This is a genomic window from Kribbella sp. NPDC020701 (assembly GCF_055562215.1).
Genome location: NZ_JBVHFT010000024.1, coordinates 58,991 through 79,632, shown reverse-complemented (window position 1 = coordinate 79,632; position 20,642 = coordinate 58,991). Strand labels below are relative to the sequence as shown.

Here is a 20,642-nt window from a genome sequence, read left to right as displayed (position 1 = left end):
GATGACCGACATGAGCTCGCCTTCGGCCATCGACAAGACGTTGATGGTGCTGGATGCCGTGCTGGAGCACTCGCGGTTCACCGACGTGGTCAACGCGACCGGGCTGGCGAAGTCAACGGTGCATCGGATCATGGCATCGCTGGTGGAGCACGAGTTCGTCGCGCAGGCCGAGGACGGTTCGTACCACCCTGGGCCGAAGGCGTTGCGGTTGGCCGGTCATGCCCTCACCAACGTCGACCTCGCCACGGTCGCCCGGCCTGTACTCGCGGACTTGGTCGCGCAGACCCGGTGCACGGTGCACGTCGGACTGCTCAACGGTGACGAGGCGATCTACGTCGCCCGCCTCGACGGACCGAAGCCGTACCGGATGCCGTCGCGCGTGGGCAAGGCCTTCTGGCTGCACTGCACCGGCATCGGCAAGGCGCTACTTGCCGAGAAGGACGACGAGGCGCTCGACGCGCACATCACCCGGACCGGTCTGCCCGCCCGCACTCCCCTGACCCACACGACCGCGAGCGCACTGAAGGCCGACCTCGCTCAGGTCCGCGCCCGCGGGTACGCGCTCGACGACGAGGAGAACGAGCCCGGCATCCGCTGCGTCGCCTCGGTCATCCACGACCACACCGGCACCGCGATCGCCGCCGTGAGCATCTCGACCCTGTCGCTCGAGCAGTCGATCGCCCAGGTCGCCCTGATGGCGCCGGCCGCGATCGAGGCCGCCCGCAAGATCTCCGCGGCCCTGGGCTACCGCGAACCCACCAACTGACGCGCCGCCGCCCACCGCACAACGGGCACGAACAACGCTCCGGCCACTGCGAACCACGCCCCCAGGATGATCCAGCCGGGCACACCAAGGCCGAGCGGCAGCAGCGCCATGACGGTCGGGGCCAGCATCGAACTCACCGACGTACTGGTGTTCCAGACGCCTTGATACTGCCCCTGAGCGTGCTCGGCGGCCAGGTCGAAGCCCAGCAGGAACGAACCCGATGACTGCAGCAACTCCCCCGCCACCTGCACCAGCGCGGCCACCACGAGCACGATGATCGCAACCACGGCATCACCCACGGACGCCGTCGCGAACAGCACCATCGATGCCAGCAGCAACAATCCGGCGGTCCTCGTCGCCCGGGCCGCGGTGGCGGTGTCGACGATCCCGCGCGAGACCCGGACCTGCAGTACGGCGACCCCGGCGGCGTTCACGATCAGTGGGAGCGCAGCGGCCCAATGCGGCGCGTCGGTGTGGTCGACCACCCACAGCGGAATCGCTACATCGATGACCGAGTAGTGGATCGAGATCGCGGCGTTGAGACCGGAGAGGGCGAGGTACCCACGGTCTCGGAGGGCGACCAGCACCGGCCCGTCGGCCGGTCGCTCCCGTGGCGCGACCCGGGGTACGGCGAGGACGACCAACGCCGAGATCACACCGAGGACGACGTACAGGCAGAACATCAGCCGGTACGACGCCGCCGTACCGAAGGACAGCGCGATCGCGCCGAGGCCGGCTCCCGCGGTGACACCGATGTTCGTCATCGAGCGCAGGTAGGCGCGGGCCGCGACCCGGGCAGCGGAACCCTGCGTCACGCCCGCGATCAGCGCGAACCGGACCGCGTTCGAACCACGGTCGAGGATCGCCACGACGATCGCGACGGCGAGAAACTGCCAGAAGGTGCCGATCACCAGGTAGAGCAGCGCCACCACTGACAACAGCAGACTGAGCACGACGAACAACGTCCGCGGACCGCGTCGATCGGCGAGGTGACCGAACGGGATGCTCGCGAGCAGACCGAACAACCCGGCGACGGTGAGGCCGAGGCCGACCTCGGCGATCGACAACCCGATGATGCGGTTGAAGTACAGGACGCTGATCGTCATCAGCAGGCCGTTGCCGACCCGGCTGAGCAGCGTCGCCAGAGCCAGCGGGCGCAGCGGACCCGGTGGCGGGAGCAGTTTCCGCACCGCACCATGGTGGGCTATCTGCGACTAAGTCGCAATAAGCAGTTCACTCCTCCGGGCGGCGGCCCACCGGACGACCGGGACGAACAGGACGCCGATCACAGCGAACCAGACACCCAGGATGATCCAGCCGGGGACGCCGAGGCCGAGTGGGAGCAGGGCGAGAACCGTCGGAGCGACCATGTTGCTGATCGACATGCTGGTGTTCCAGACGCCTTGGTACTGACCCTGCGCGTGGTCGGCGGCGAGGTCGAAGCCGAGCAGGAACGAGGCGGACGACTGCATGAGCTCGGCGATCACCTGCACCAGGGCGCCGAGCGCGAGCAGGCCGACCGCGACCACTGCGTCACCGGTGGACGCCGTCGCGAACAGCACCATCGATGCCAGCAGCAACAACCCCGCACTCCGGGTCGCCCGGGCCGCCGTGGTCGGATCCGCGATCCCCCGCGACGACCGGACCTGGAACAGCGCGACCACGGCGGTGTTGATGATCAGCACGAGCGCGACCGTCCAGCGGGGCGCGTCGGTGTGGTCGACCACCCAGAGCGGGATCGCGACGTCGAAGACGGCGTAGTGGATCGACATCCCGGCGTTCAGGGCCGCCACGGCGAGGTATCCGCGGTCCCGCAGCGCCACCCACACCGGCCCGTCGTCGCTGCGTGACTGCGGTTCGACTCGCGGCACCGCCAGTACGACGAGGGCCGCGATGACGCTGAGCACCGCATCGAGCACGAACATCAGGCGGTATGCCGTACCTGTGTCGAAGTGCAGCGCGAACGCACCGATCCCGGCGCCGGCCATGATCCCGATGTTGGTCACCGCCCGCAGGTACGCGCGGGCCGCGACCCGGCCGGCGCCCTGGGTCACCGCGGCGATCAACGCTGATCGGACAGCGCCCGCGCCCCGGTCGATCACGGTCACCGCGATGGCGACGACGAGGAACTGCCAGAAGCTCTCGACGAGCAGGTAGAGCAGCGACACTCCACACAGCATCAGACTCAGTACGACGAACAGCGTCCGCGGCCCACGTCGATCGGCGATATGCCCCAGCGGCACGGCCGACAGCAGACCGAACAACCCGGCGATAGTGAGCCCGAGCCCGACCTGAGCAATCGACAATCCGACAATCCGGGTGAAATACAGGACGCTGACCGTCATCAGCAGCCCGTTGCCGATCCGGCTGAGCAGAGTCGCGAGCGCCATCGGGCGCAGTGGTCCAGGAGCTGGGAGAATCCCGGTGGGCTGCGGCGCGCTCACGCGCGCGCCGCCACGCGGTGCGCGGTGTCGCGGAGCTCGTCCATCAGATCGACGCCGGAATCCAGCATCCCCTGCATCTTCGCCGAATCCTGGGCGCTGAACATCTCACCGATGGTGACCTCGTGGTCCGGCCGGCTCAGGACCTCGATCGGGTCCCCCGCGCCGATCGTTCCGGTCCGGAGGACCTTCAGGTACGCGCCGGGACAGCCGGCCTGGTGGAAGAGCTTCACCCAGTGGGGTATCTGCATGCGGTGCTGGAAGGTGATGCACGGGATGCGAGGTGCGCGGACCATCACCTCGACCTCATCGCCGATCCGCCAGACCTCACCGAGCAGTGCGCCGGTGATGTCGAGCCCTTCGGTGCGCAGGTTCTCCCCGAACAGTCCGGCCGGGATCTCACGGCCCAACTGTCCGGCCCACCAGTTCGCGTCCTCCTCGGCGTACGCGTAGAGGGCCAGGTCGGGACCACCGTGGTTCTTGACGTCACACACGCGGTCACCGGCGAGGCCGAGCTCACCCACCGCGACCCGTCCCGGCTGCGGTCGCTTGTCGATGGCCGTGAAGCCCGTCTCCTTCGGACCCGGGATCAGCTTCTCCACCACATTGACCGTCAGCAACCGCATACCGGCATCTTCTCTCCCAACGCCGGGCCGGAGCCACCGGTTATTCGCGGGATCGGGGTACGGCGGCAACGACCAGCAGCGTGATGGCGGTGGTGGCCGCGCCGGCCCAGGCGGCCGTGGTGTAGCCGGTCTCCCGTGGGAAGAGGTCGGTCGTGTAGGCGCCGAGGATGAGTCCGCCGAGGGCGCTGCCGATGGAGAAACCGACGCTGCGGACGACCTGGTTGACGCTCATCGCGCCGGCGGTCTCGGCCGAGGGAGTCGCGGCCAGGATGACGGCCGGCATGGCGGCGGAGAACGCGCCGACGCCGAAGCCGAGGATGCTGATCGCGATCACCGGCTCGGCCAGGCGATCTCGAACGAGCGCGAACAGGACGAACGCCGCCAGCACGACGGCAGTACTTGCCGCGAGCAACAGACGAACCCCGAGCCGGCCGCGGAGGCCTGGCAGGATCCGGCCGGCCACGAAGCCGAGCACCGAGAACGGCACGAGGACCAGCCCGGCCTGGAAGGTGTTCAGCCCGAACCCGTATCCGGCGGACGCAGGCGTCTGGACGTAACGCGTGATCAGGCTGAGCAGCAGATACATGCCGACACCACCGGTCAGCATCACCAGGTTGGCGGCGGCGATCGCAGGGTGACGAAGGAGCCGCACGTCGACCAGCGGATTGCCGGTCCGGGTCTCGACGACTGCCCAGGCGGTGAGCACCAGCACCGAAACCGCGAGTACGACGAGAGCGAGCGCGGTGTGGTCTCGCCAGAGATCGGTCTGGCTGATCACGATGAGCAGGGCGAGGAGCCCGATGGTGAGCAGCACTGCGCCACGTACGTCGACGCGGTTCGCCGGCCGCACCGGCGCGGCCGGGATCCCGACGGCGGCCGCGAGCAGTGCGGCAGCGGTAACGATGAGGCCGAGCGCATAGGCGGCGCGGATGCCCCAGAGGTCGGTGAGCAACCCAGCCAACGGATAGCCGATGCCGATCCCGGCAGTGGAGGCGACCGACAGGAGCGCGATCGTACTGGCGGAACGCTTGTCGTCGAGGTGGTCGCGGGCGGTCGCCATCATCAACGAGATCAGGCCGAGCCCAGCGCCCTGGGCCGCGCGGCCGACGAGCAGCAGCGCGAACGGGAGCGGGATCACGGTCAGCAGGCTGCCCGCCACGACGACGGTAAGCGTGACCAGTACGACGGTTCGCCGCTGCGGACCGGACCCAAGCCGACCCACCAGCGGAGTGGTGACGGCGCCGGACAGCAGTGCGATGGTCAGCGTCCACTGGGCCGCGGCGAGCGAGACGTCGTAGTGCTCGGCAACCGCGGTGATGAGCGGGGCGCCGAGGCTGCCGATGACAGCGACGAGCAGGCCGATGAAGACGACCACCGCGACCAGGTTCCGCGGCGAGGTCTCCGTGCGGACGGTCATTGATTGGTCTCGCTGGTGATGTGGGTGAACAGGCCTGGCTTGATGCGCGTGCGCGCCTGCCGCGCCCAGTCCTCGTCGACCTCAGGCAGGTCGAGCGCAGCGTTGGTGTTGAGCAACATCCCGAAGGCCAGGAACGCCTTCACGGTCACCGGGTCCAAGTGGGCGGTGTCGGCAACGGCCTGCCAGAGTCGGCCGAAGCTGACTCGCACCGCACCCCGGACCTCACCGTCCCCGGCGGCCGCGGCGGCGGTGCCTTGCAACTGGAGTAGCAGGGTGGTGCGGTCGGCGAGCATCTCGTTGTACTCGTGACCCATCGCGGTCAGCGCCTCGATCCTGCTCGTACCACCCGCTGCAGCCAGCATCGCGAGCGTCATCCGCTCGAACGCGGCATCCACACACTCCAGGAACAACTGCTTCTTCGTGCCGAACAACCGGAACACGTAGGCCTGGGTGATCCCCGCCCGACGGGCGATCGTCTCGGTTGAGGCGCCGTACAACCCGGCGGTGGCGAACTCTTCCTCGGCGATGGCAAGAATCTGCTCGCGGCGCTCGCGCCCGCTCATCCGTGTCGGCGACATGCTCTTAAGTTAGTAGGTAGTAACTACTAACTTAAGCCGGCGTGCGGCATCTCACTCTTCAGTCCTGGATCGCCTTCACGATCGCGATGTTGCGGGTGAGCCAGTCCTGCGGGAGGGACTCGTCGGTGCCGGCGTCCTCCAGCGTCCACAGGACGTTGAGCATCTGCCGGACGATGACCCAGTCGCGGGCCCGCTCCTCGTCCAGACCACCGGCGTCGATCGCCGTGTAGAAGCGCTGCCGGACCGCGAACCGAAGGTCGCCGGCGGCAACGACCTCGTCCCAGCGGTTCCAGACCAGCGGCGCGACCTCGAAGTGCGGGTCCCCCGACAGCGGCTTCGGGTCGATCACCAACCACGGTTCGCGCTCCGCGGCCAGCATGTTCTCGTAGTGCAGGTCGGTGTGGATCAACCGGCCGTCGGTCGCCGGGTCCGCGACGAAGTCCTCGGACAGCGAGATCGCCTGCTCGACGTACCGGTGCGGGACCGGCGCCGACGTGGGCAACTGCCGGAACCGCTCGAGCCATCGCGTCAGCTCACCCGACAACGTCCGGTACTGCGGACCTGCGGGGACATGCAGCCGCTTGTAGGTGCTGCCAACGATCTCGCACGCGTCCAGAACGTCGATCGTGGTCAGGTCCCGTTGCTCCAACCGCTCGAGCAGTAAGGCGAACCGCCGCGGATCGGCCCGCAGCAGCTGCACCGCGCCGTTCCCACCCCACGCCCGCAACGCCAGGTGCTCGGTCTCCGCCTCCCAATGCGGGAACTGCACCTTGAGTACGGCGCGCTGCCCGTCGGCTGTGATCACGGGAACGACCAACGCGCAGTTCCCGTAGAACGACGTACCGTCGACGCGCAGCTGCCACTCGTCCAGCAGATCGCGCGTCAGCCGAGGCAGCCGGTCGAGCCAGCCGGCCCAGTCCGGACCGCGTGAACCGACGACCAGCAGGCCTTCCGGAATGTCGACCGGCACTTACTTCTTGGCCTTCTCCGTGGTGTCCGAGGTCCGCAGGGCAGCGATGAAGGCCTCTTGCGGGACCTCGACCCGGCCGACCATCTTCATCCGCTTCTTGCCTTCCTTCTGCTTCTCCAGCAGCTTGCGCTTCCGGGTGATGTCACCGCCGTAGCACTTGGCCAGCACGTCCTTGCGGATCGCCCGGATCGACTCGCGGGCGATGATCCGGGACCCGATCGCAGCTTGGATCGGCACCTCGAACTGCTGCCGCGGGATCAGTTCCTTGAGCTTGCCGGCCAGCGCAACGCCGTACGAGTACGCGTTGTCGCGGTGCACGATCGCGGAGAACGCGTCGACCGTCTCGCCCTGGAGCAGGATGTCCACCTTGACCAGCTGGGCCGCCTGCTCACCGGTCGGCTCGTAGTCCAGCGACGCGTACCCCTTGGTCTTGGACTTCAGCTGGTCGAAGAAGTCGAAGACGATCTCGGCCAGCGGCAGCGTGTAGCGGAGCTCGACCCGGTCCTCGGACAGGTACTCCATGCCCTGCAGGTTGCCCCGCTTGGTCTGGCACAGCTCCATGATGACGCCGATGTAGTCCTTCGGGCTGAGGATCGTCGCCTTCACGACCGGCTCGTAGATGTCGGCGATCTTGCCTTCGGGGAACTCGCTCGGGTTGGTGACGACGTGCTCCTTGCCGTCCTCCATCTCGACCCGGTAGACGACGTTCGGCGCGGTCGAGATCAGGTCCAGGTCGAACTCGCGCTCGAGCCGCTCCCGGACGATCTCCATGTGCAGCAGGCCGAGGAAGCCGCAGCGGAAGCCGAACCCGAGCGCGCCCGAGGTCTCCGGCTCGTACTGCAGCGCCGCGTCGTTCAGCTGCAGTCGCTCCAGCGCGTCACGCAGCGTCGGGTAGTCGTCACCGTCGATCGGGAACAGCCCGGAGTACACCATCGGCTGCGGGTGCTTGTAGCCGCCGAGCGGTTGGGTCGCGCCATGAACGGCCGCGGTGACGGTGTCACCGACCCGGGACTGGCGGACGTCCTTCACGCCGGTGATCAGGTAGCCGACCTCGCCGACCCCGATGCTCGGCGACTTGGCCGGCTCGGGCGAGATGACGCCCACCTCGAGCATCTCGTGCACCGCGCCGGTCGACATCATCTTGATCCGGTCGCGGTGGTTCAGCTCGCCGTCGACCACCCGGACGTAGGTGACCACGCCGCGGTAGGTGTCGTAGACGGAGTCGAAGATCAGCGCCCGCGGCGGTGCGTCCTTGACGCCCTTCGGCGGGTCGACCTGAGCAACGATCTCGCTCAGCAACTCCTCGACGCCCTCGCCGGTCTTGGCCGACACCTTCAGCACGTCGGACGGGTCGCAGCCGATGATGTGAGCCAGCTCGGCGGCGTACTTCTCCGGCTGCGCACTGGGCAGGTCGATCTTGTTCAGCACCGGGATGATGTGCAGATCCGCGCTCAGCGCGAGGTAGAGGTTCGCCAGCGTCTGCGCCTCGATCCCCTGCGCCGCGTCGACCAGCAGCACCGCGCCCTCACACGCCTCCAGCGACCGCGACACCTCGTAGGTGAAGTCGACGTGGCCGGGCGTGTCGATCATGTTCAGGATGTACGTCGTACCGTCCGGGGCGAGCAGGCCACCCGCGGACTCCGCTTTCGGCGCGAATGGCAGCCGGACCGCCTGCGACTTGATCGTGATGCCGCGTTCCCGCTCGATGTCCATCCGGTCCAGGTACTGCGCCCGCATCGAGCGGGCGTCGACCACCCCGGTGATCTGCAGCATCCGGTCCGCCAGCGTCGACTTGCCGTGGTCGATGTGGGCGATGATGCAGAAGTTCCGGATCAGCGACGGGTCAGTGCGACCCGGCTGCGGCACGGTCGTGGGGCCTACGGGCACGGAGGGGGTCCAGTTCGTCTAGTTAATGCTGGTCAACCGGTCAATCATCCCATGCGGAGCCAGCGGATTCTAAAATGCCGAGCGACCCGGGGCCTGGGGACCTACCGTAGGGCGGCATGGCGCACGCTGCTGGGGTCCGGTTGCCTTTCGAGGAGGTGCCCGCTCCTGTGCGGGCGTGGGTGGAACGCACGCTCGGGTCGGTGGTGGTCTCCGCCGCGACCCAGCAGGGCGGCTTCTCCCCCGGCGTCGCCGCCCGCCTGGTGACCGCCTCCGGGCGCCGCGCGTTCGTCAAAACCGTCGGTACGTCGCTCAACCCGAAGACGCCGTCGCTGTTCCGCCAGGAGATCACCGCTGTCCAGGCCATTGGCCCCCTGCCGACGGCGCCCGCGCTGTACGACGTGTACGACGACGGGGACTGGGTCGGTCTGCTGTTCGAGGACATCGAAGGCCGACTGCCGTCCCACCCGTGGGACCAGCGTGATGCTGATCGCGTCCTGGATGCCGTTTCCGAGCTGTCCGAGGCCCTGGACCCGTCGCCGTGGCCGGACGCGCCGGTCGCCGCCGTACGGAGTCTGGAGTTCCTGAGCCGGTGGGACAACGTGATCGCTGACGGTCTCGACGTACCCGCGTGGGCCGCTGGTCGCGAGGAAGAACTGGCGGAGCTCGCCCGGACCGGGTTGCGTGCGCTCGCGGAGGGGAAGGCCCTGGCGCACTGGGACCTGCGGGCCGACAACATCATCCTGACCGACGACCGTGTGGTGTTCATCGACTGGGCGCACCCGGCTCTCGCACCACGCTGGGCCGACACCGTCATCCTGCAGGCAGACATCCGTGAGTCGGTCACACTGCCCGCGCTGCCGGACGATGTCGCCATCACCGGTTTCCTGGCCGCCATAGCGGCCGGACTGTGGTGGGGCGCGGCTCAGCCGGCTCCGCCTGGCCTACCGACCATCCGTGCCTGGCAGCGCGAGCACGCCCTCATCCACCTCGACTGGGTCCGCGAACGACTTGGCTGACCTTTGCCCTGGCCTTGGGGCGGCCCCAGATGGCTGGGGCCGCCCTACGGTTAGGCGTCTACTCGGACGATGGTCGAGCCGGAGCCGTCGGCGCCGTCGGTGTAGTGCAGCTGGCCCAGGTACCGGGTGCCGGCGGTCAGGCCGGTCCAGGAGGCGGTGACATTGGTCTGAGCCGCTACCTGCACTTCCTGGCTGGCCGGAGTGACGGTGAGGTTGCTCTCCGGGTTCTGGAGTTCCCAGTGGTCGAGCTTGACGGTCTGCTCGGCGGCTCCGGCGTACAGGTCGACGTACACGTCGTAGGAGCCGCCCGCCGGGGCTGGGAGGTTGGCCTCTTCTTCGGCGGAACCACCGGTGCTGCTGGCGAGCAGAGCCGTCGCACCGGACTTGTAGACGAACACATCGAGGTCGGTGCCGGCCGGGTAGTCCGCGTCGAACGTCGAGAACCGGGCGTACTTCGTGCCGGCCGGGACGTTCACCGTGAACTTGGCGACGTGGTCGTTGACCTGCGGGTTCGTCGTCGGGAACGACACGCCACCCGGATTCTTCAGCGCGGCGTCGTTGATGGTGGCCGGGGTCAGGCCGACGGACGTCGTGCTCAGAGTGCCGGAGTACCCGGCCGTGATCGGCACCTGGACCGACCCCGCGGTCCCGGACCCGTTGACCTGCACCGGCGCCTTCACCGTCAGCGGCTTGATCGCCAGCGTGCTGCTTACCGCATGCCGGTTCGACTTCCAGGTCAGCTTGCCGAACGAGTACTGCTCCAGCGGCGCACCGGCGTTCTCGAACGTCACCTTGTACGTCGTACTGCGGCCGGGCAGCGTGATCAGGATCCGCGGCGTCACGGTCACCTTGAGTCCCGTGAGGCCTTCGACCTTCGGGAAGTAGACCTCGGGCAACTGGCCGACGTTCGTCACGGTCCGGGTCACGGTCTGCCTGCCGGCCAGGTCGCCGATCGCGATCGTCGGGTAGTTCAGGTCACTCGGGTCGGTCGAGCCGCCCGCGCACAGCTCGTGCGTGCTCGGGACCTGGCCGGATCCACAGACGAACTTCGCCCAGTCGGCGTACGACGAGTCGTAGACCAGGCCCGGGTCCATACCCTGCTTCGGCTGCACCTCGCCGGCGCCGTACCCGAACGGGTTGGCCTGGGAGCCGGAGTCGTTCTGGATCGGCTTGCCGCTGGTGTCCTTGTCGGTCGCGGTCGTCATCAGCGCGGACTTGATCGCCATCGGGGACCACGTCGGGTGCTTGCTCTTCAGTACCGCCGCGATCCCGGCGATGTGCGGCGTCGACATCGACGTACCGCTCATGAACGCGTACTCGCCACCGGCTGCACTGAACACGGTCGTCGCGGCGAGGACGTTCGTACCCGGCGCCATCAGGTCGGGCTTCAGCAGGTCGCCGTTGCCTGCCGGGGACGGGCCGCGGCTGGACGAGCCGGCGACCTTCGGTGCGGTCACGCGGACCGGCGTGCCGGCGCCGATCGTGGCGGTCGGGTTCGCCGTACCGCTGACGTACGCCTTGACCGCAGGCGCGGCCTTGTCGTCGAGGTGCACGGTCGGGACCGTGTGCAGGTCGGCGTCCAGCGTGCCCGGGGTGATGTTGAGCAGGATCATGCCGACGCCGCCGGCGTTCTTCACCTGCAGGCTCTTGTCGACGCGGGCGTTGACGCCGCGATCGCAGACCACGATCTTCCCCTTGACCTTGGCCGGGTCGAGCGTTCCTGCCTGGCAGAGGACGAGGTTCGTCGGGTTGGCGCCATCGAGCCCCGCGTCCTTGGCCAGGATCACCGGCGTTTGCGGGGTGCCGGCGCCGATGCCTGCGCCGGTGTAGGTCTTGCCATCGCCCAGCGTCACGGTGGTCTGGATGTCGCGGTCATGGGTGCCGTTGGCAACCGACGTCACCCAGGGGTAGGTCTTGCCGACCGTGGCCTCGCCCGGACCGGTGTTGCCGGCGCTGGTGGCGACGAACACGCCCGCCTTGGCCGCCCGCAGGAAGGCCAGACCGGTGGCATTCACGTACGTCGAGCCGGAGCCGGAGATCGAGTAGTTGATGATGTCAACGCCATCCGCAACCGCGGCGTCGATGGCCGCCACGATGTCGGCATCGGTCCCGCTGCCGCCACCCGTCGCGTCCACGGCCCACAGCGCCTTGTAGATCGCCAGCCGCGCGTGCGGGGCCATGCCGGAACCCTTGCCGTAGTCCCGGCCCATGACGCTCATGTCGACGCCGTAGTTGCCGGCCGCCGTACTCGCGGTGTGGGTGCCGTGACCGCCGTAGTCGCGCGGCGACTTGAACTCCTCCGGGATCGGGCGGGTACCGATGCCCTTGTCGAAGTACCGGGCGCCGATCACCTTGTTGTTGCAGGTGACGGCGGGCGCCTCCGCACCGGCCTGGCAGGTGCCCTTCCACTTCTTCGCCACGATGGCGTCCGACTGCTTGGTGGTCTTCATCGGCGCGAAGCTCGGCCGCTCCGGGACGAAACCGGAGTCGATCATGCCGATGATCACGCCGTCGCCTGCCTTGTCGACCCCACCCGCCTGCTGCCACGCACCACCCTTGCCGGACAGGCCGAGGAAGCGCGGGGTGTCCACGGTGTCCTCGTGCTGCAGCTCGCTCGGTTCGACGCTCTTGACCCCGGACGACTTGGCCAGCTTGACGGCTTCGTCGTACGACATCTCGGCGGAGAAACCCGCGTAGGTGTAGCTGTAGTCGTAGAGCTTCTTTCCTTTGACCTTCTGGAGGAGTTGGTCGCTCTCACTGGTGAGGTGCTTGACGTAGTCGACGACCGGCGCGGCGGTCTTCAAGAGCTTCCCGCCAGGAGCCACCCTGGTCGCGGCCAGGCCGGCGATGGTGCCGTCGTACTCGGCCACCGGCGAGTCGTCGAGTTGGACGATGTACGAGCCGGTGCCGGAGCGCTTGACCTGTGGGTCGGCCGCGTCGGGCGGGATCTGGCTGGCGCTGGCCGCGCTGACCAGGATCGGTACGCCGGCTGCCGCGGCGATCAGTGCGGTGGCGACGAGGATCGCCTGGCGCTTGGGGGTACGGCGGGTCACTGAGTTCCTCCAGGGCTGGGACGGCGCGATGGTGGAGCTGGGCTCGCTGGTTTTGATTGCGTGACTGGTTGCTTGGGTGACTGCTTTGATCGGTACTCCCGCACGCACCAGGCGGCTGCGGTGATCAGCGTCACGCGGGCCCGAGTATGCCGTCAGGCCCTGTCGATGTCACGCTCAGGTGGCCCCATGTCAGCCGACAGCAAGGGAAAACCCGATGGCCGACCTGACGGAGTCCATCCCCGTCCAAGCCCCGGCCGCCGCCGTCTACGCCCTGGTCAGCAACCTCCCCCGCATGCGCGAGTGGAGCCCCGAATGCACGCGCGTCACCTGGTCCTCCCATACGCCGGTCCCCCGCGACCGGTCCTACGGTAGGTCGGTGCAACCGGAGCGGTCGCCCGATGCGTCGGGCACCAGGCACGCCGCGTCCGGCACGCCCCGCCCGGCCGTCGGTGCGCGTTTCGTGGGTCACAACCGGGTCGGTGTGGTCCGCTGGTTCACCTTCGGACGAGTGGTCGACGCGGATCCGGGCCGGCGCTTCGCCTTCACCATCCACTTCGGCCCGATCCCGATCTCGCTCTGGGCCTACGACTTCACCCCGACCGCGACCGGCTGCGAGGTCACCGAGTCCTGGACCGACCATCGCCCCGCCGCCCTCCGCCTCCTCTTCCGCCCGATCTTCGGCAACCGCACCCCCCGCAACATCCACGGCATCCACACCACCCTCACCCGCCTGAAAACCACCGCCGAAGCCACCGCTTCCCCAACTCCGCCGACCGAGTCCACCCGGGAATGAGCCTGGAGCCACCCGTGCCCGAGTCTGTTGCTGCCTGAGGCTGAGCCTGGAGCCGACGGGGGCTGAGTTTGGAGCTAGCGGGGGCTTGTTGGTAATCTGGCTCTTCGCGCGCCCACGGGTGGTGTTCAGCCGTGCGCCGCGACATTTTCCTGTAATGACCGCATACTCCTGATCGAGGCTCTGCTCCGTGGCGAACATCAAGTCCCAGATCAAGCGCAACCGCCAGAACGAGGCTGCGCGACTTCGCAACAAGTCGGTGAAGTCGACCCTCAAGACGGCTGTTCGCCGCTTCCACGAGGCCGTCGACGCCGGCGAGACCGACAAGGCGCAGGACACCGCTCGCAAGGCCGGCCGGCTGCTCGACAAGGCCGTCAGCAAGGGCGTCATCCACGCCAACCAGGCCGCCAACCGCAAGTCGGCCATCTTCAAGAAGGCCGCCTCTCTCTGAAGCAGCCCGCCAACGATCGGCCCGTCTCCCGACCGGCCGATCGTTTTTGCGTGCCCGCACAACCCCGAACGCAGACCGCCTCCACCTAATCCGCGAGCACTAACGCCCCACCCCCGCGACCCGGACCCAGTCGTGGAACCTGGCGCCCCCGCCAACCCCGAGTCGTGCACCCCGGCGACCCCCTGCCAACTCGAGTCGTGGATCTCGGCGCTCGACACGCCGAACTCCTCAACCACAACCCACGACTCAAGACCCCTCCAGCCCCCGGGTAGTAGCAGTAGGAGTGGCGTGATCCCGACCCGACTCAGGCCGGCGGTGGCGGCTCTCCGTACCGGGTGGGTTGCGGGGTCAGCGGCGGCCGTGGGAGCGGCTTACGGTGATGACCATGCGTTCGAGGGCGTAGCCGGCGTCACCGGAGGCGCCCTTCACGTCGGCGTCGGCCTGGGCTACGGCCTTGATCGCGGTCGCCAGCCCACCGGGAGTCCAGCCGCGAGACTGCTGCTTCAGCTGCTTGAGCTTCCACGGCGGTACGCCGACCTCGCGCGCCAGATCCGTCTCCCGTAAACCACTCGGCGCACTCGCGAACTTCGCCAGCCCGCGCAAACCACCCGCCATCGCACTCGTCACCAGCACCGGCGCGACCCCGCAGTCCAGCGCCCAGCGCAACTGCTCCAGCGCCGGCTCGGTCCGGCCCGCGATCGCCGCATCCGCGACAGCGAAGCTCGTCACCTCCGCGCGACCACCGAAGTACTGGCCGATCAGCTCCGGACTGACCGCCTGCCCGCCCGAATCCGACACCAGTTGCGAACAGGCCCCAGCCAGCGCCCGCAGATCGTGCCCGACCGCGTCCACCAGCGCCGACGCCGCCCGCTCGTCCACACTCCCGCCCAGCAACCGAATCTCACCAGCCACGAACTGCGGCAGCTCCCACGCCTTCGGCGCGGTCGCGACCACCTCGTTGACCGATGCCTTCCGCAACTTGTCGAGGACTGCCTTCCCCTTCTGCCCACCTGAGTGCACCAAAACTACGAGTACGTCGTCCACCGGTGCGCCGGCGTACTCGATCAGGTACGGAGCCATCTCGCTCGGCAGATTCTCCAGCGCACGCAACACGAGCACCCGCTCACTCGCGAACAGCGACGGCCCAGTGAGCTCCGCGAACACCCCGACATCCATGGTGGACGCGTCGATCTCCGTCACCTCAACCTCGGCGCTGCCCTTGGACACCGCCGCGATCGCCGACTTCACCGCCCGATCCGCCAGGAACGCCTCGGTCCCGGTCACCAGCAACACGTCGCCCAGCTTCGGCGCAGAACCCCTACGAGCAGCCACCCCGCCAGCATCCCACGCCCCACCGACAACCCACGCCCCGGGCAAACTCCTGGGGATCTCGCGCCGCGCCGGCAAACCCCACGCCCCGGGAAACTCCGTGGAGACCTGTTGCCCGCACGCGTGAAGATGGCGGCATGACCAACACCAAGCCTGTCGACGCGCTCATCATCGTGGACATGCAATCGGCCTTCGTCTCCGGGGCGAACGCCGTACCCGATGCTCCTCGCCTCCTCGACCGCACCACCGAACTGCTCGACCGAGCGCGAGCTGCCGGGGCGGTCGTCGTACACCTCCAGAACGACGGCCCACCCGGCGCGGACGACGAACCCGATACCCCAGGTTGGGAGCTTTACCTCCCGGTCAAGCCCGGTCCCCGAGAGCACGTCATCCGCAAGCCAAGAGACGACGGTTTCGACAGCACACCCCTCGGCGAGGTGCTCGTCAAAGCCGGCGTACGCGCGGTTGCGATCTGCGACGTCATGTCCGAGATGTGCGTACAAGCAACCGCCCGGACAGCCTTGGCCCGCGGCTACCGCGTGGTCCTCCCCCACGACGCCCACGCGACCTACAACGTCCCCGCCGCCGCCGGCATCAGCGACGAGATCCCCGCCCACACCGTCTCCCGAGTAGTCGCCTGGTCCCTAGGCAACCAACCCGAAACCACAGTCAACGCAGCCGGCGTCACCTTCACCCCAACACCCTGACTTCCAGAGCCCGGCAGACGGGCCTCAGCATCCTCGCCCTCAGCCTCCGGTGACGGGTGCTTGAGCAGCCAGGGTCCAGCACCTCAATCTCCAGCACTCTCCAGGCTGAGCTTCAGCCCGCCATCAGCGGGTCGGGGATTGGGGTTCGTGGGTGGTGAGGGATAGGTGGTTGTTGGGGTTGGTGATGGTGAGGGTGCCGCTGGTGTTGGTGCTGGCGGTTCGGGTGGCGTCGTGGGAGAGGATGTCCAGGGTTCGCGGGGCGGGATGGCCGTAGTCGTTGTTGCGGCCTGCGGAGATGAGGGCCAGGCGGGGGTTGGTGGCGGCCAGGAAGGTCGGGTCCTGTTGGGCCGAGCCGTGGTGCGGGACTTTGAGGATGTCGGCGTGCAGGTCGGCGCCGGTTGCGAGGATGGCTCGTTGGGACTCGGGTTCCAGGTCGCCGGTCAGGAGGATTCGGAGGCCGGACAGCTCGACCATCATGGCGATGCTGGCGTTGTTCTCCGGTGAACCCTCGTCGGTCGGGGTCGCGGACGACGTACCGGGTGGTGGGAGCGCGGGTACGCGGGCGGGCCAGAGGGTAGTCCAGCTGAGTTGGCCGACGACGCGCTTCTCGCCGTACGTGACTGTGCGAAGGCTGATTCCGTGATGCGACGCGAGGTCGACTACACGGTTGTGCTCCGCGCGTGGTGAGAAGTACGGCGTCACTTCGATCTCGTCGATGCGCCGGTCTTTCAGTACGCCGGCCAGACCGCCGACATGGTCTGCGTGGAAGTGACTCAGCACAAGTACCGGGATGTGCTCGACCCCTAGGTCACGCAGGCACCGATCCATCGCGGCGGGATCCGGACCCGTGTCGACGACGACCGCCGTACGCTCGCCTGCCCGCAAGACAAGGCCATCGCCCTGGCCGACATCGCACATCACGAACAGCCAGTCGTCCGGCGGCCAGCCGAGTGATCCCACCGGGCGCAGTACGACGACCGCGAGCAGTACTACCGCGAGGACCATGGCGATCGGACGGGCCAGGATCCTGTGGAGGCCTACTACGAGCGCGAGGCAGAGCAGGGTTAGTACGGCGACGCCGACCGTGGTGGCGGGCCAGGCGTTAGCGGCGCCGGGGAGATCAGCGCCTTCGCGAGCGACGAGGATGATCCATCGAGCCGGCCAGCCTGCGGCCCAGCCGACGAGTTGCGCCGCGGCTGTACTGACGAGAGCGGCGCCGGCCGCAGTGAAGCCGAGGATGGTCGCCGGGCCGACGGCGGGACCGGCCAGCAGGTTGGCAGCGACTGCGACCAGCGAGACCTGGCCTGAGAGCCAGGCGACGACCGGCGTACACGCGAGTTGCGCGGCGAGCGGACAGGAGATTGCTTCGGCCAACCAGGTCGGCAGCCACTTGGCCAACGCGTCCCGCCAGCCGGGACCGAGTAGGACGATCCCCGCGGTTGCAAGTACGGACAGCGCGAATCCGGCCGATCGCGCGAGGGACGTGTCGAGGAGCAGTAAGGCGATGACCGCGACCGACAGACTGCGTGCGGCTCGCCGGCGGGCTCCGCCGCTGGTCATCGCCGCCAGCGCGATAAGTCCCATCGCGGCCGCACGGAGGACGCTCGGCTGGGGTCTTGCGAGGACCACGAACACGATGACCGTCATCAGTCCGATCGCGGTCAACCCGCGAGCCCGAACGCCGATCAGCCGGGCGAACGGGAGGATGAACGCCAGCAGCAAGGTCAGGTTCGTGCCCGAGACCGCCGAGAGATGCGTGAGACCTGTCGTTTGGAAGTCCTCGGTCAGGTCGGCGGGTAAGGCGGACTCGTCGCCCATCACGAGTGCTGGTACGAGGCCGCGGACGTCCTCTGGCTCGCCGGCGACCGAGTTGCGAAGGCCGGCGCGGACCGTCTCGGCGGCGCGTAACCACCAGGGTGGTTCGTCGGCAATCCGCGGAGGTGAACGGATCGAGAGCATCGCGGTGACGTCGGATCCGGATTCCACTGCCTCGAGTCGGCCGTTCGCGTTGACGTGCTGGCCGTACCTGACCGTTTGCCATTGCGTCGTACCGATCACGAGCACCGGGGTACGCACTCGGGTTGCTGTCCCTCGGGATTTCACCTCCTCGATCGTTGCTCTCACTACGACATACGGCGGGCGTCGGCCGCCTGGACTCTGGCGTACGGCTGGGTCAGCGGTCATTTTCAGGCGGACGGTGACTGTTGCGTTGTTGGCCGCCAAGTTGTGTACCGGGCCGGCGCGGAGGCTCTCGACCTGGAGGCCGGCCGCTAGTCCCATGCCGGCGATGACGACCATGACGCCTACGACGGTCGAGCTAATGCGTGTCCGGGGACGCGTCTGACGCCTGGTCTTGCCGGACGCGTGGGACTTGGTCAGGGCGAGTACGACGGCGGTGGTTAGGGCGACTGCGGCCGTGATGGCACCGGCGAGCGGGCGCTGGCCAACCAAGAGGACGGCGGTGAGCCAGCCCGCGGCCGCGGGCAGCAGCAGCCGGATGTCCGGTCGCTCGGCGGGGTCGGTGGGGTTTGCGTGGTCGGCGGCGGCGGTGGGGTCGGCGGAGTCGGTGTCCTTGGTCGAGTTGGCAGGTCCGGCGGCGTCGGCGGCCTCGGGATTGGGGTGGGTAGTGGGGGCGGGTGAGGTGGGGTGGTGGGTCGGGGGCGGGTTTGGGGTGGGGGTGGTGGGGTTAGAGGCGGACATGGGGTTTTAGGGAGTCGAACTTCTTGGGGCCTACGCCGGGGACCTCTTGGAGTTGGTCGATGGTGGTGAAGGGGCCGTTCTGGGTGCGGTAGTCGAGGATTCGTTGGGCCAGGACGGGGCCGACGCCCGGGAGGGCGTCGAGTTGGTCGAGGGTGGCGGTGTTGAGGTTGACGGGGGCTTCGGGTGGAGCGGTGGGTGCGGATGAGGTGATCGCGCCGGGGGTGGAGGCGGGTGGGAGTGCGTTTGGTTGGCCGACGATGATTTGTTCGCCGTCGGTGACTTGGCGGGCGAGGTTGAGGGTGGTGAGGTCGACGCCGGGGAGAGGGCCGCCGGCGAGCGTGAGTACGTCGGCTACGCGGGAGCCGGTCGGGGCACGGACCAGGCCGGGGCGCCGTACCTTGCCGGCCACGTGTACGACGACCACGCCGGTCGGCTGTCCGGGGATGCCGGCCGACTGCCCGGGCTGGTTTGGTGAGGCCTGAGCTCCTGCGGGTTGGGTGGTACCAGCGGCGGCTGGGGATTGGCTGCCGGATGATGGTTGGGCGACGGGTGAGCCTGTGGCGGCGGTGGACGGGCGGGTGTCGGGGAGGGTCTCCGGGCGGGCCCGGAAGACGGACCATGCGGCCCAGGACAGGCCGATGGCGAGTACGGCGGCCAGGACCACGACGTGTCGCGGGGACAGGGTCCAGCGGGCGTCTCGTAGTCGCTCGGGCCGGACTGATTCGGGGATCCATCCACCTCGCACCTCCTCATCACGCTCCTCCAGGTGTTCGTCGGGTGCGTGCTCCGGTGGGCGGGCGCCGAGACGTTCCAGCGCACGCTCACGGGCGCCCGGGCCGGGCGCTGGAGCACGACGAAAGACCTTCACGCCAGAGAAAGTACGAGTCCGTGACGCTGCTGGAGGCACGACTTCGAAGCTGTGGAAAACGTCGCGCGGACGGGATGAAAGGCTGCGTGAAGAGACTGGACCGGGTCGAGTGAGCGGGGAGGTAGCGCGGGTTGACCGAGCGCGGAGGTCGGGTGGCGCTACCGGGGGGCTATGACGACGGCGAGGAGGCCGGGGCCTACGTGGGCTCCTATGACGGCGCCTACTTCTCGGAGGACTATTTCTTCGGCTTGGGGGAGGCGGGTGGCCAGGCCGTCGGCGAGGGTTTGGGCCTTCTCCAGGTTGGCCAGGTGGTGGACCGCTACCTGGACAGGGGTGTCGCCGGCGCGTTGGACGGCGATGTCGGCGAGGCGGGCGATGGCTCGGCTGGAGGTTCGGACCTTTTCGAGGGGGACGATGCGGCCACCGCTGATCGTGAGCAGTGGTTTGACGGCTAGCGCCGTACCGAGCAATGCCTGGGCGGCGCCGATGCGGCCGCCGCGGCGGAGGTACTCGAGGGTGTCGACGTAGAAGTACGCCGAGATCGACTTCATCCGGGCGCGGGCCGCGGCCTCGACGCCTGCCAGGTCCTCCCCCTCGGCGGCTGCGGCAGCTGCGGCAAGTGCCGGGAAGCCGAGTCCCATGCCGAGCGAGCGGGAGTCGACCACGCGGACCGGGATCGGCGAGTCCTTGGCGCCGATCATGGCGGCCTCGAAGGTGCCGGACATGTCGCCGGAGAGGTGGATCGACACCACCGACTCCGCGCCGTCCTTCGCACAGCGAAGGTACGTGTCGGCGAACGTCTGCGGCGCCGGGCGGCTGGTCGACACCGGCGTGAAGGTCTTGAGCGCCTCAGCGACCGCGTCGGCCGAGGTCGCGCCGTCGTCGTACGACGTCCCGCCGATGACGACCTGGAGCGGTACGACGGTCAGCGGGTACCGGAGCACCTCGTGCGTGGACAGGCCAGCCGTGGAGTCGGTGACGACCTGCACGCGGGCTGACATGAAGCGAGGTTACCGGACAGTTTAGGGCGTGTCTCCGGAACC

The 20,642-nt window shown here is 68.5% G+C and carries 17 protein-coding genes; 5 read left to right on the top strand and 12 right to left on the bottom strand.

Going from position 1 to position 20,642, the window contains the following annotated elements; translation table 11 throughout:
- Nucleotides 1-10 precede the first annotated feature (10 nt).
- The gene (locus tag ACZ3HV_RS39495) at nt 11-766 is read left to right on the top strand and encodes an IclR family transcriptional regulator (protein WP_465692387.1); all 756 of its coding nucleotides are present in this window, start codon (nt 11-13) and stop codon (nt 764-766) included.
- On the opposite strand, the gene ACZ3HV_RS39490 is transcribed toward ACZ3HV_RS39495, so the two are convergent.
- The 7 genes from ACZ3HV_RS39490 to lepA are packed head-to-tail and all read right to left on the bottom strand — an operon-like array spanning nt 745 to nt 8,685.
- Nucleotides 745-1,956: an MFS transporter gene (locus ACZ3HV_RS39490; RefSeq protein WP_465692385.1), complete on the bottom strand. Its 1,212-nt coding sequence runs from the start codon at nt 1,954-1,956 to the stop codon at nt 745-747. The genes ACZ3HV_RS39495 and ACZ3HV_RS39490 overlap by 22 nt on opposite strands.
- A gap of 24 nt (nt 1,957-1,980) precedes the next feature.
- Nucleotides 1,981-3,156: an MFS transporter gene (locus ACZ3HV_RS39485; protein WP_465692383.1), complete on the bottom strand. Its 1,176-nt coding sequence runs from the start codon at nt 3,154-3,156 to the stop codon at nt 1,981-1,983.
- 50 nt (nt 3,157-3,206) lie between these two features.
- Nucleotides 3,207-3,833, bottom strand: coding sequence for an MOSC domain-containing protein (locus tag ACZ3HV_RS39480; protein WP_465692381.1), 627 nt, complete (start codon nt 3,831-3,833; stop codon nt 3,207-3,209).
- A gap of 40 nt (nt 3,834-3,873) precedes the next feature.
- Nucleotides 3,874-5,250 (bottom strand): MFS transporter, encoded by a 1,377-nt coding sequence (locus ACZ3HV_RS39475; protein ID WP_465692379.1) that lies wholly within the window; start codon nt 5,248-5,250, stop codon nt 3,874-3,876.
- Entirely contained in the window at nt 5,247-5,828 is a 582-nt protein-coding gene (locus tag ACZ3HV_RS39470; protein WP_465692377.1) for a TetR/AcrR family transcriptional regulator, read from the bottom strand. Before ACZ3HV_RS39470 ends, ACZ3HV_RS39475 begins: the two co-directional genes overlap by 4 nt.
- Before the next feature lie 58 nt (nt 5,829-5,886).
- Complete coding sequence (locus tag ACZ3HV_RS39465) at nt 5,887-6,798, bottom strand: aminoglycoside phosphotransferase family protein (RefSeq protein ID WP_465692375.1); 912 nt, start codon at nt 6,796-6,798, stop codon at nt 5,887-5,889.
- On the bottom strand, nt 6,799-8,685 hold the full coding sequence (lepA, locus tag ACZ3HV_RS39460; protein ID WP_465692373.1) for a translation elongation factor 4: 1,887 nt from the start codon (nt 8,683-8,685) through the stop codon (nt 6,799-6,801). It abuts the gene before it with no gap.
- A gap of 116 nt (nt 8,686-8,801) precedes the next feature.
- Between lepA and ACZ3HV_RS39455 the strand changes: the two genes are divergently transcribed.
- Nucleotides 8,802-9,701 carry a protein kinase family protein gene (locus ACZ3HV_RS39455; RefSeq protein WP_465692371.1) on the top strand — a complete coding sequence of 300 codons (900 nt, stop codon included), beginning with the start codon at nt 8,802-8,804 and terminating at the stop codon, nt 9,699-9,701.
- Between the two features lie 50 nt (nt 9,702-9,751).
- On the opposite strand, the gene ACZ3HV_RS39450 is transcribed toward ACZ3HV_RS39455, so the two are convergent.
- The gene (locus ACZ3HV_RS39450; RefSeq protein ID WP_465692369.1) at nt 9,752-12,754 is read right to left on the bottom strand and encodes a S8 family serine peptidase; all 3,003 of its coding nucleotides are present in this window, start codon (nt 12,752-12,754) and stop codon (nt 9,752-9,754) included.
- Between the two features lie 214 nt (nt 12,755-12,968).
- On the opposite strand from ACZ3HV_RS39450, the gene ACZ3HV_RS39445 reads away from it, so the two are divergent.
- The gene (locus ACZ3HV_RS39445; protein WP_465692367.1) at nt 12,969-13,547 is read left to right on the top strand and encodes an SRPBCC family protein; all 579 of its coding nucleotides are present in this window, start codon (nt 12,969-12,971) and stop codon (nt 13,545-13,547) included.
- Between the two features lie 187 nt (nt 13,548-13,734).
- The gene (rpsT, locus tag ACZ3HV_RS39440; protein WP_360367258.1) at nt 13,735-13,995 is read left to right on the top strand and encodes a 30S ribosomal protein S20; all 261 of its coding nucleotides are present in this window, start codon (nt 13,735-13,737) and stop codon (nt 13,993-13,995) included.
- A 348-nt stretch (nt 13,996-14,343) separates the two neighbouring features.
- Here the strand turns inward: rpsT and holA are convergent, their stop codons facing one another.
- On the bottom strand, nt 14,344-15,327 hold the full coding sequence (holA, locus tag ACZ3HV_RS39435) for a DNA polymerase III subunit delta (RefSeq protein ID WP_465692365.1): 984 nt from the start codon (nt 15,325-15,327) through the stop codon (nt 14,344-14,346).
- A 134-nt stretch (nt 15,328-15,461) separates the two neighbouring features.
- Here holA and ACZ3HV_RS39430 point away from each other — a divergent pair, with 134 nt between their 5' ends.
- Nucleotides 15,462-16,031 carry a cysteine hydrolase family protein gene (locus ACZ3HV_RS39430; protein ID WP_465692363.1) on the top strand — a complete coding sequence of 190 codons (570 nt, stop codon included), beginning with the start codon at nt 15,462-15,464 and terminating at the stop codon, nt 16,029-16,031.
- A 123-nt stretch (nt 16,032-16,154) separates the two neighbouring features.
- Here the strand turns inward: ACZ3HV_RS39430 and ACZ3HV_RS39425 are convergent, their stop codons facing one another.
- The 3 genes from ACZ3HV_RS39425 to ACZ3HV_RS39415 form a co-directional block, all read right to left on the bottom strand.
- Entirely contained in the window at nt 16,155-18,731 is a 2,577-nt protein-coding gene (locus ACZ3HV_RS39425) for a ComEC/Rec2 family competence protein (RefSeq protein ID WP_465692361.1), read from the bottom strand.
- A complete protein-coding gene (locus ACZ3HV_RS39420) occupies nt 18,718-19,599 on the bottom strand; it encodes a ComEA family DNA-binding protein (protein ID WP_465692359.1) in 882 nt (293 codons plus the stop codon). The genes ACZ3HV_RS39425 and ACZ3HV_RS39420 overlap by 14 nt, the downstream gene beginning before the upstream one ends.
- Nucleotides 19,600-19,757: 158 nt before the next feature.
- Complete coding sequence (locus ACZ3HV_RS39415; RefSeq protein WP_465692357.1) at nt 19,758-20,600, bottom strand: DegV family protein; 843 nt, start codon at nt 20,598-20,600, stop codon at nt 19,758-19,760.
- Nucleotides 20,601-20,642 lie beyond the last annotated feature (42 nt).

Excerpts from the sequence above, each read along its gene's own strand:
- ACZ3HV_RS39470 (WP_465692377.1), bottom strand. The coding sequence starts at position 5,828 with ATGTCGCCGACACGGATGAGCGGGCGCGAGCGCCGCGAGCAGATTCTT.
- ACZ3HV_RS39425 (WP_465692361.1), bottom strand. The coding sequence starts at position 18,731 with ATGTCCGCCTCTAACCCCACCACCCCCACCCCAAACCCGCCCCCGACC.
- ACZ3HV_RS39445 (WP_465692367.1), top strand. The coding sequence starts at position 12,969 with ATGGCCGACCTGACGGAGTCCATCCCCGTCCAAGCCCCGGCCGCCGCC.
- ACZ3HV_RS39415 (WP_465692357.1), bottom strand. The coding sequence starts at position 20,600 with ATGTCAGCCCGCGTGCAGGTCGTCACCGACTCCACGGCTGGCCTGTCC.
- ACZ3HV_RS39485 (WP_465692383.1), bottom strand. The coding sequence starts at position 3,156 with ATGGCGCTCGCGACTCTGCTCAGCCGGATCGGCAACGGGCTGCTGATG.
- ACZ3HV_RS39475 (WP_465692379.1), bottom strand. The coding sequence starts at position 5,250 with ATGACCGTCCGCACGGAGACCTCGCCGCGGAACCTGGTCGCGGTGGTC.
- ACZ3HV_RS39430 (WP_465692363.1), top strand. The coding sequence starts at position 15,462 with ATGACCAACACCAAGCCTGTCGACGCGCTCATCATCGTGGACATGCAA.
- ACZ3HV_RS39480 (WP_465692381.1), bottom strand. The coding sequence starts at position 3,833 with ATGCGGTTGCTGACGGTCAATGTGGTGGAGAAGCTGATCCCGGGTCCG.
- ACZ3HV_RS39495 (WP_465692387.1), top strand. The coding sequence starts at position 11 with ATGAGCTCGCCTTCGGCCATCGACAAGACGTTGATGGTGCTGGATGCC.
- ACZ3HV_RS39455 (WP_465692371.1), top strand. The coding sequence starts at position 8,802 with ATGGCGCACGCTGCTGGGGTCCGGTTGCCTTTCGAGGAGGTGCCCGCT.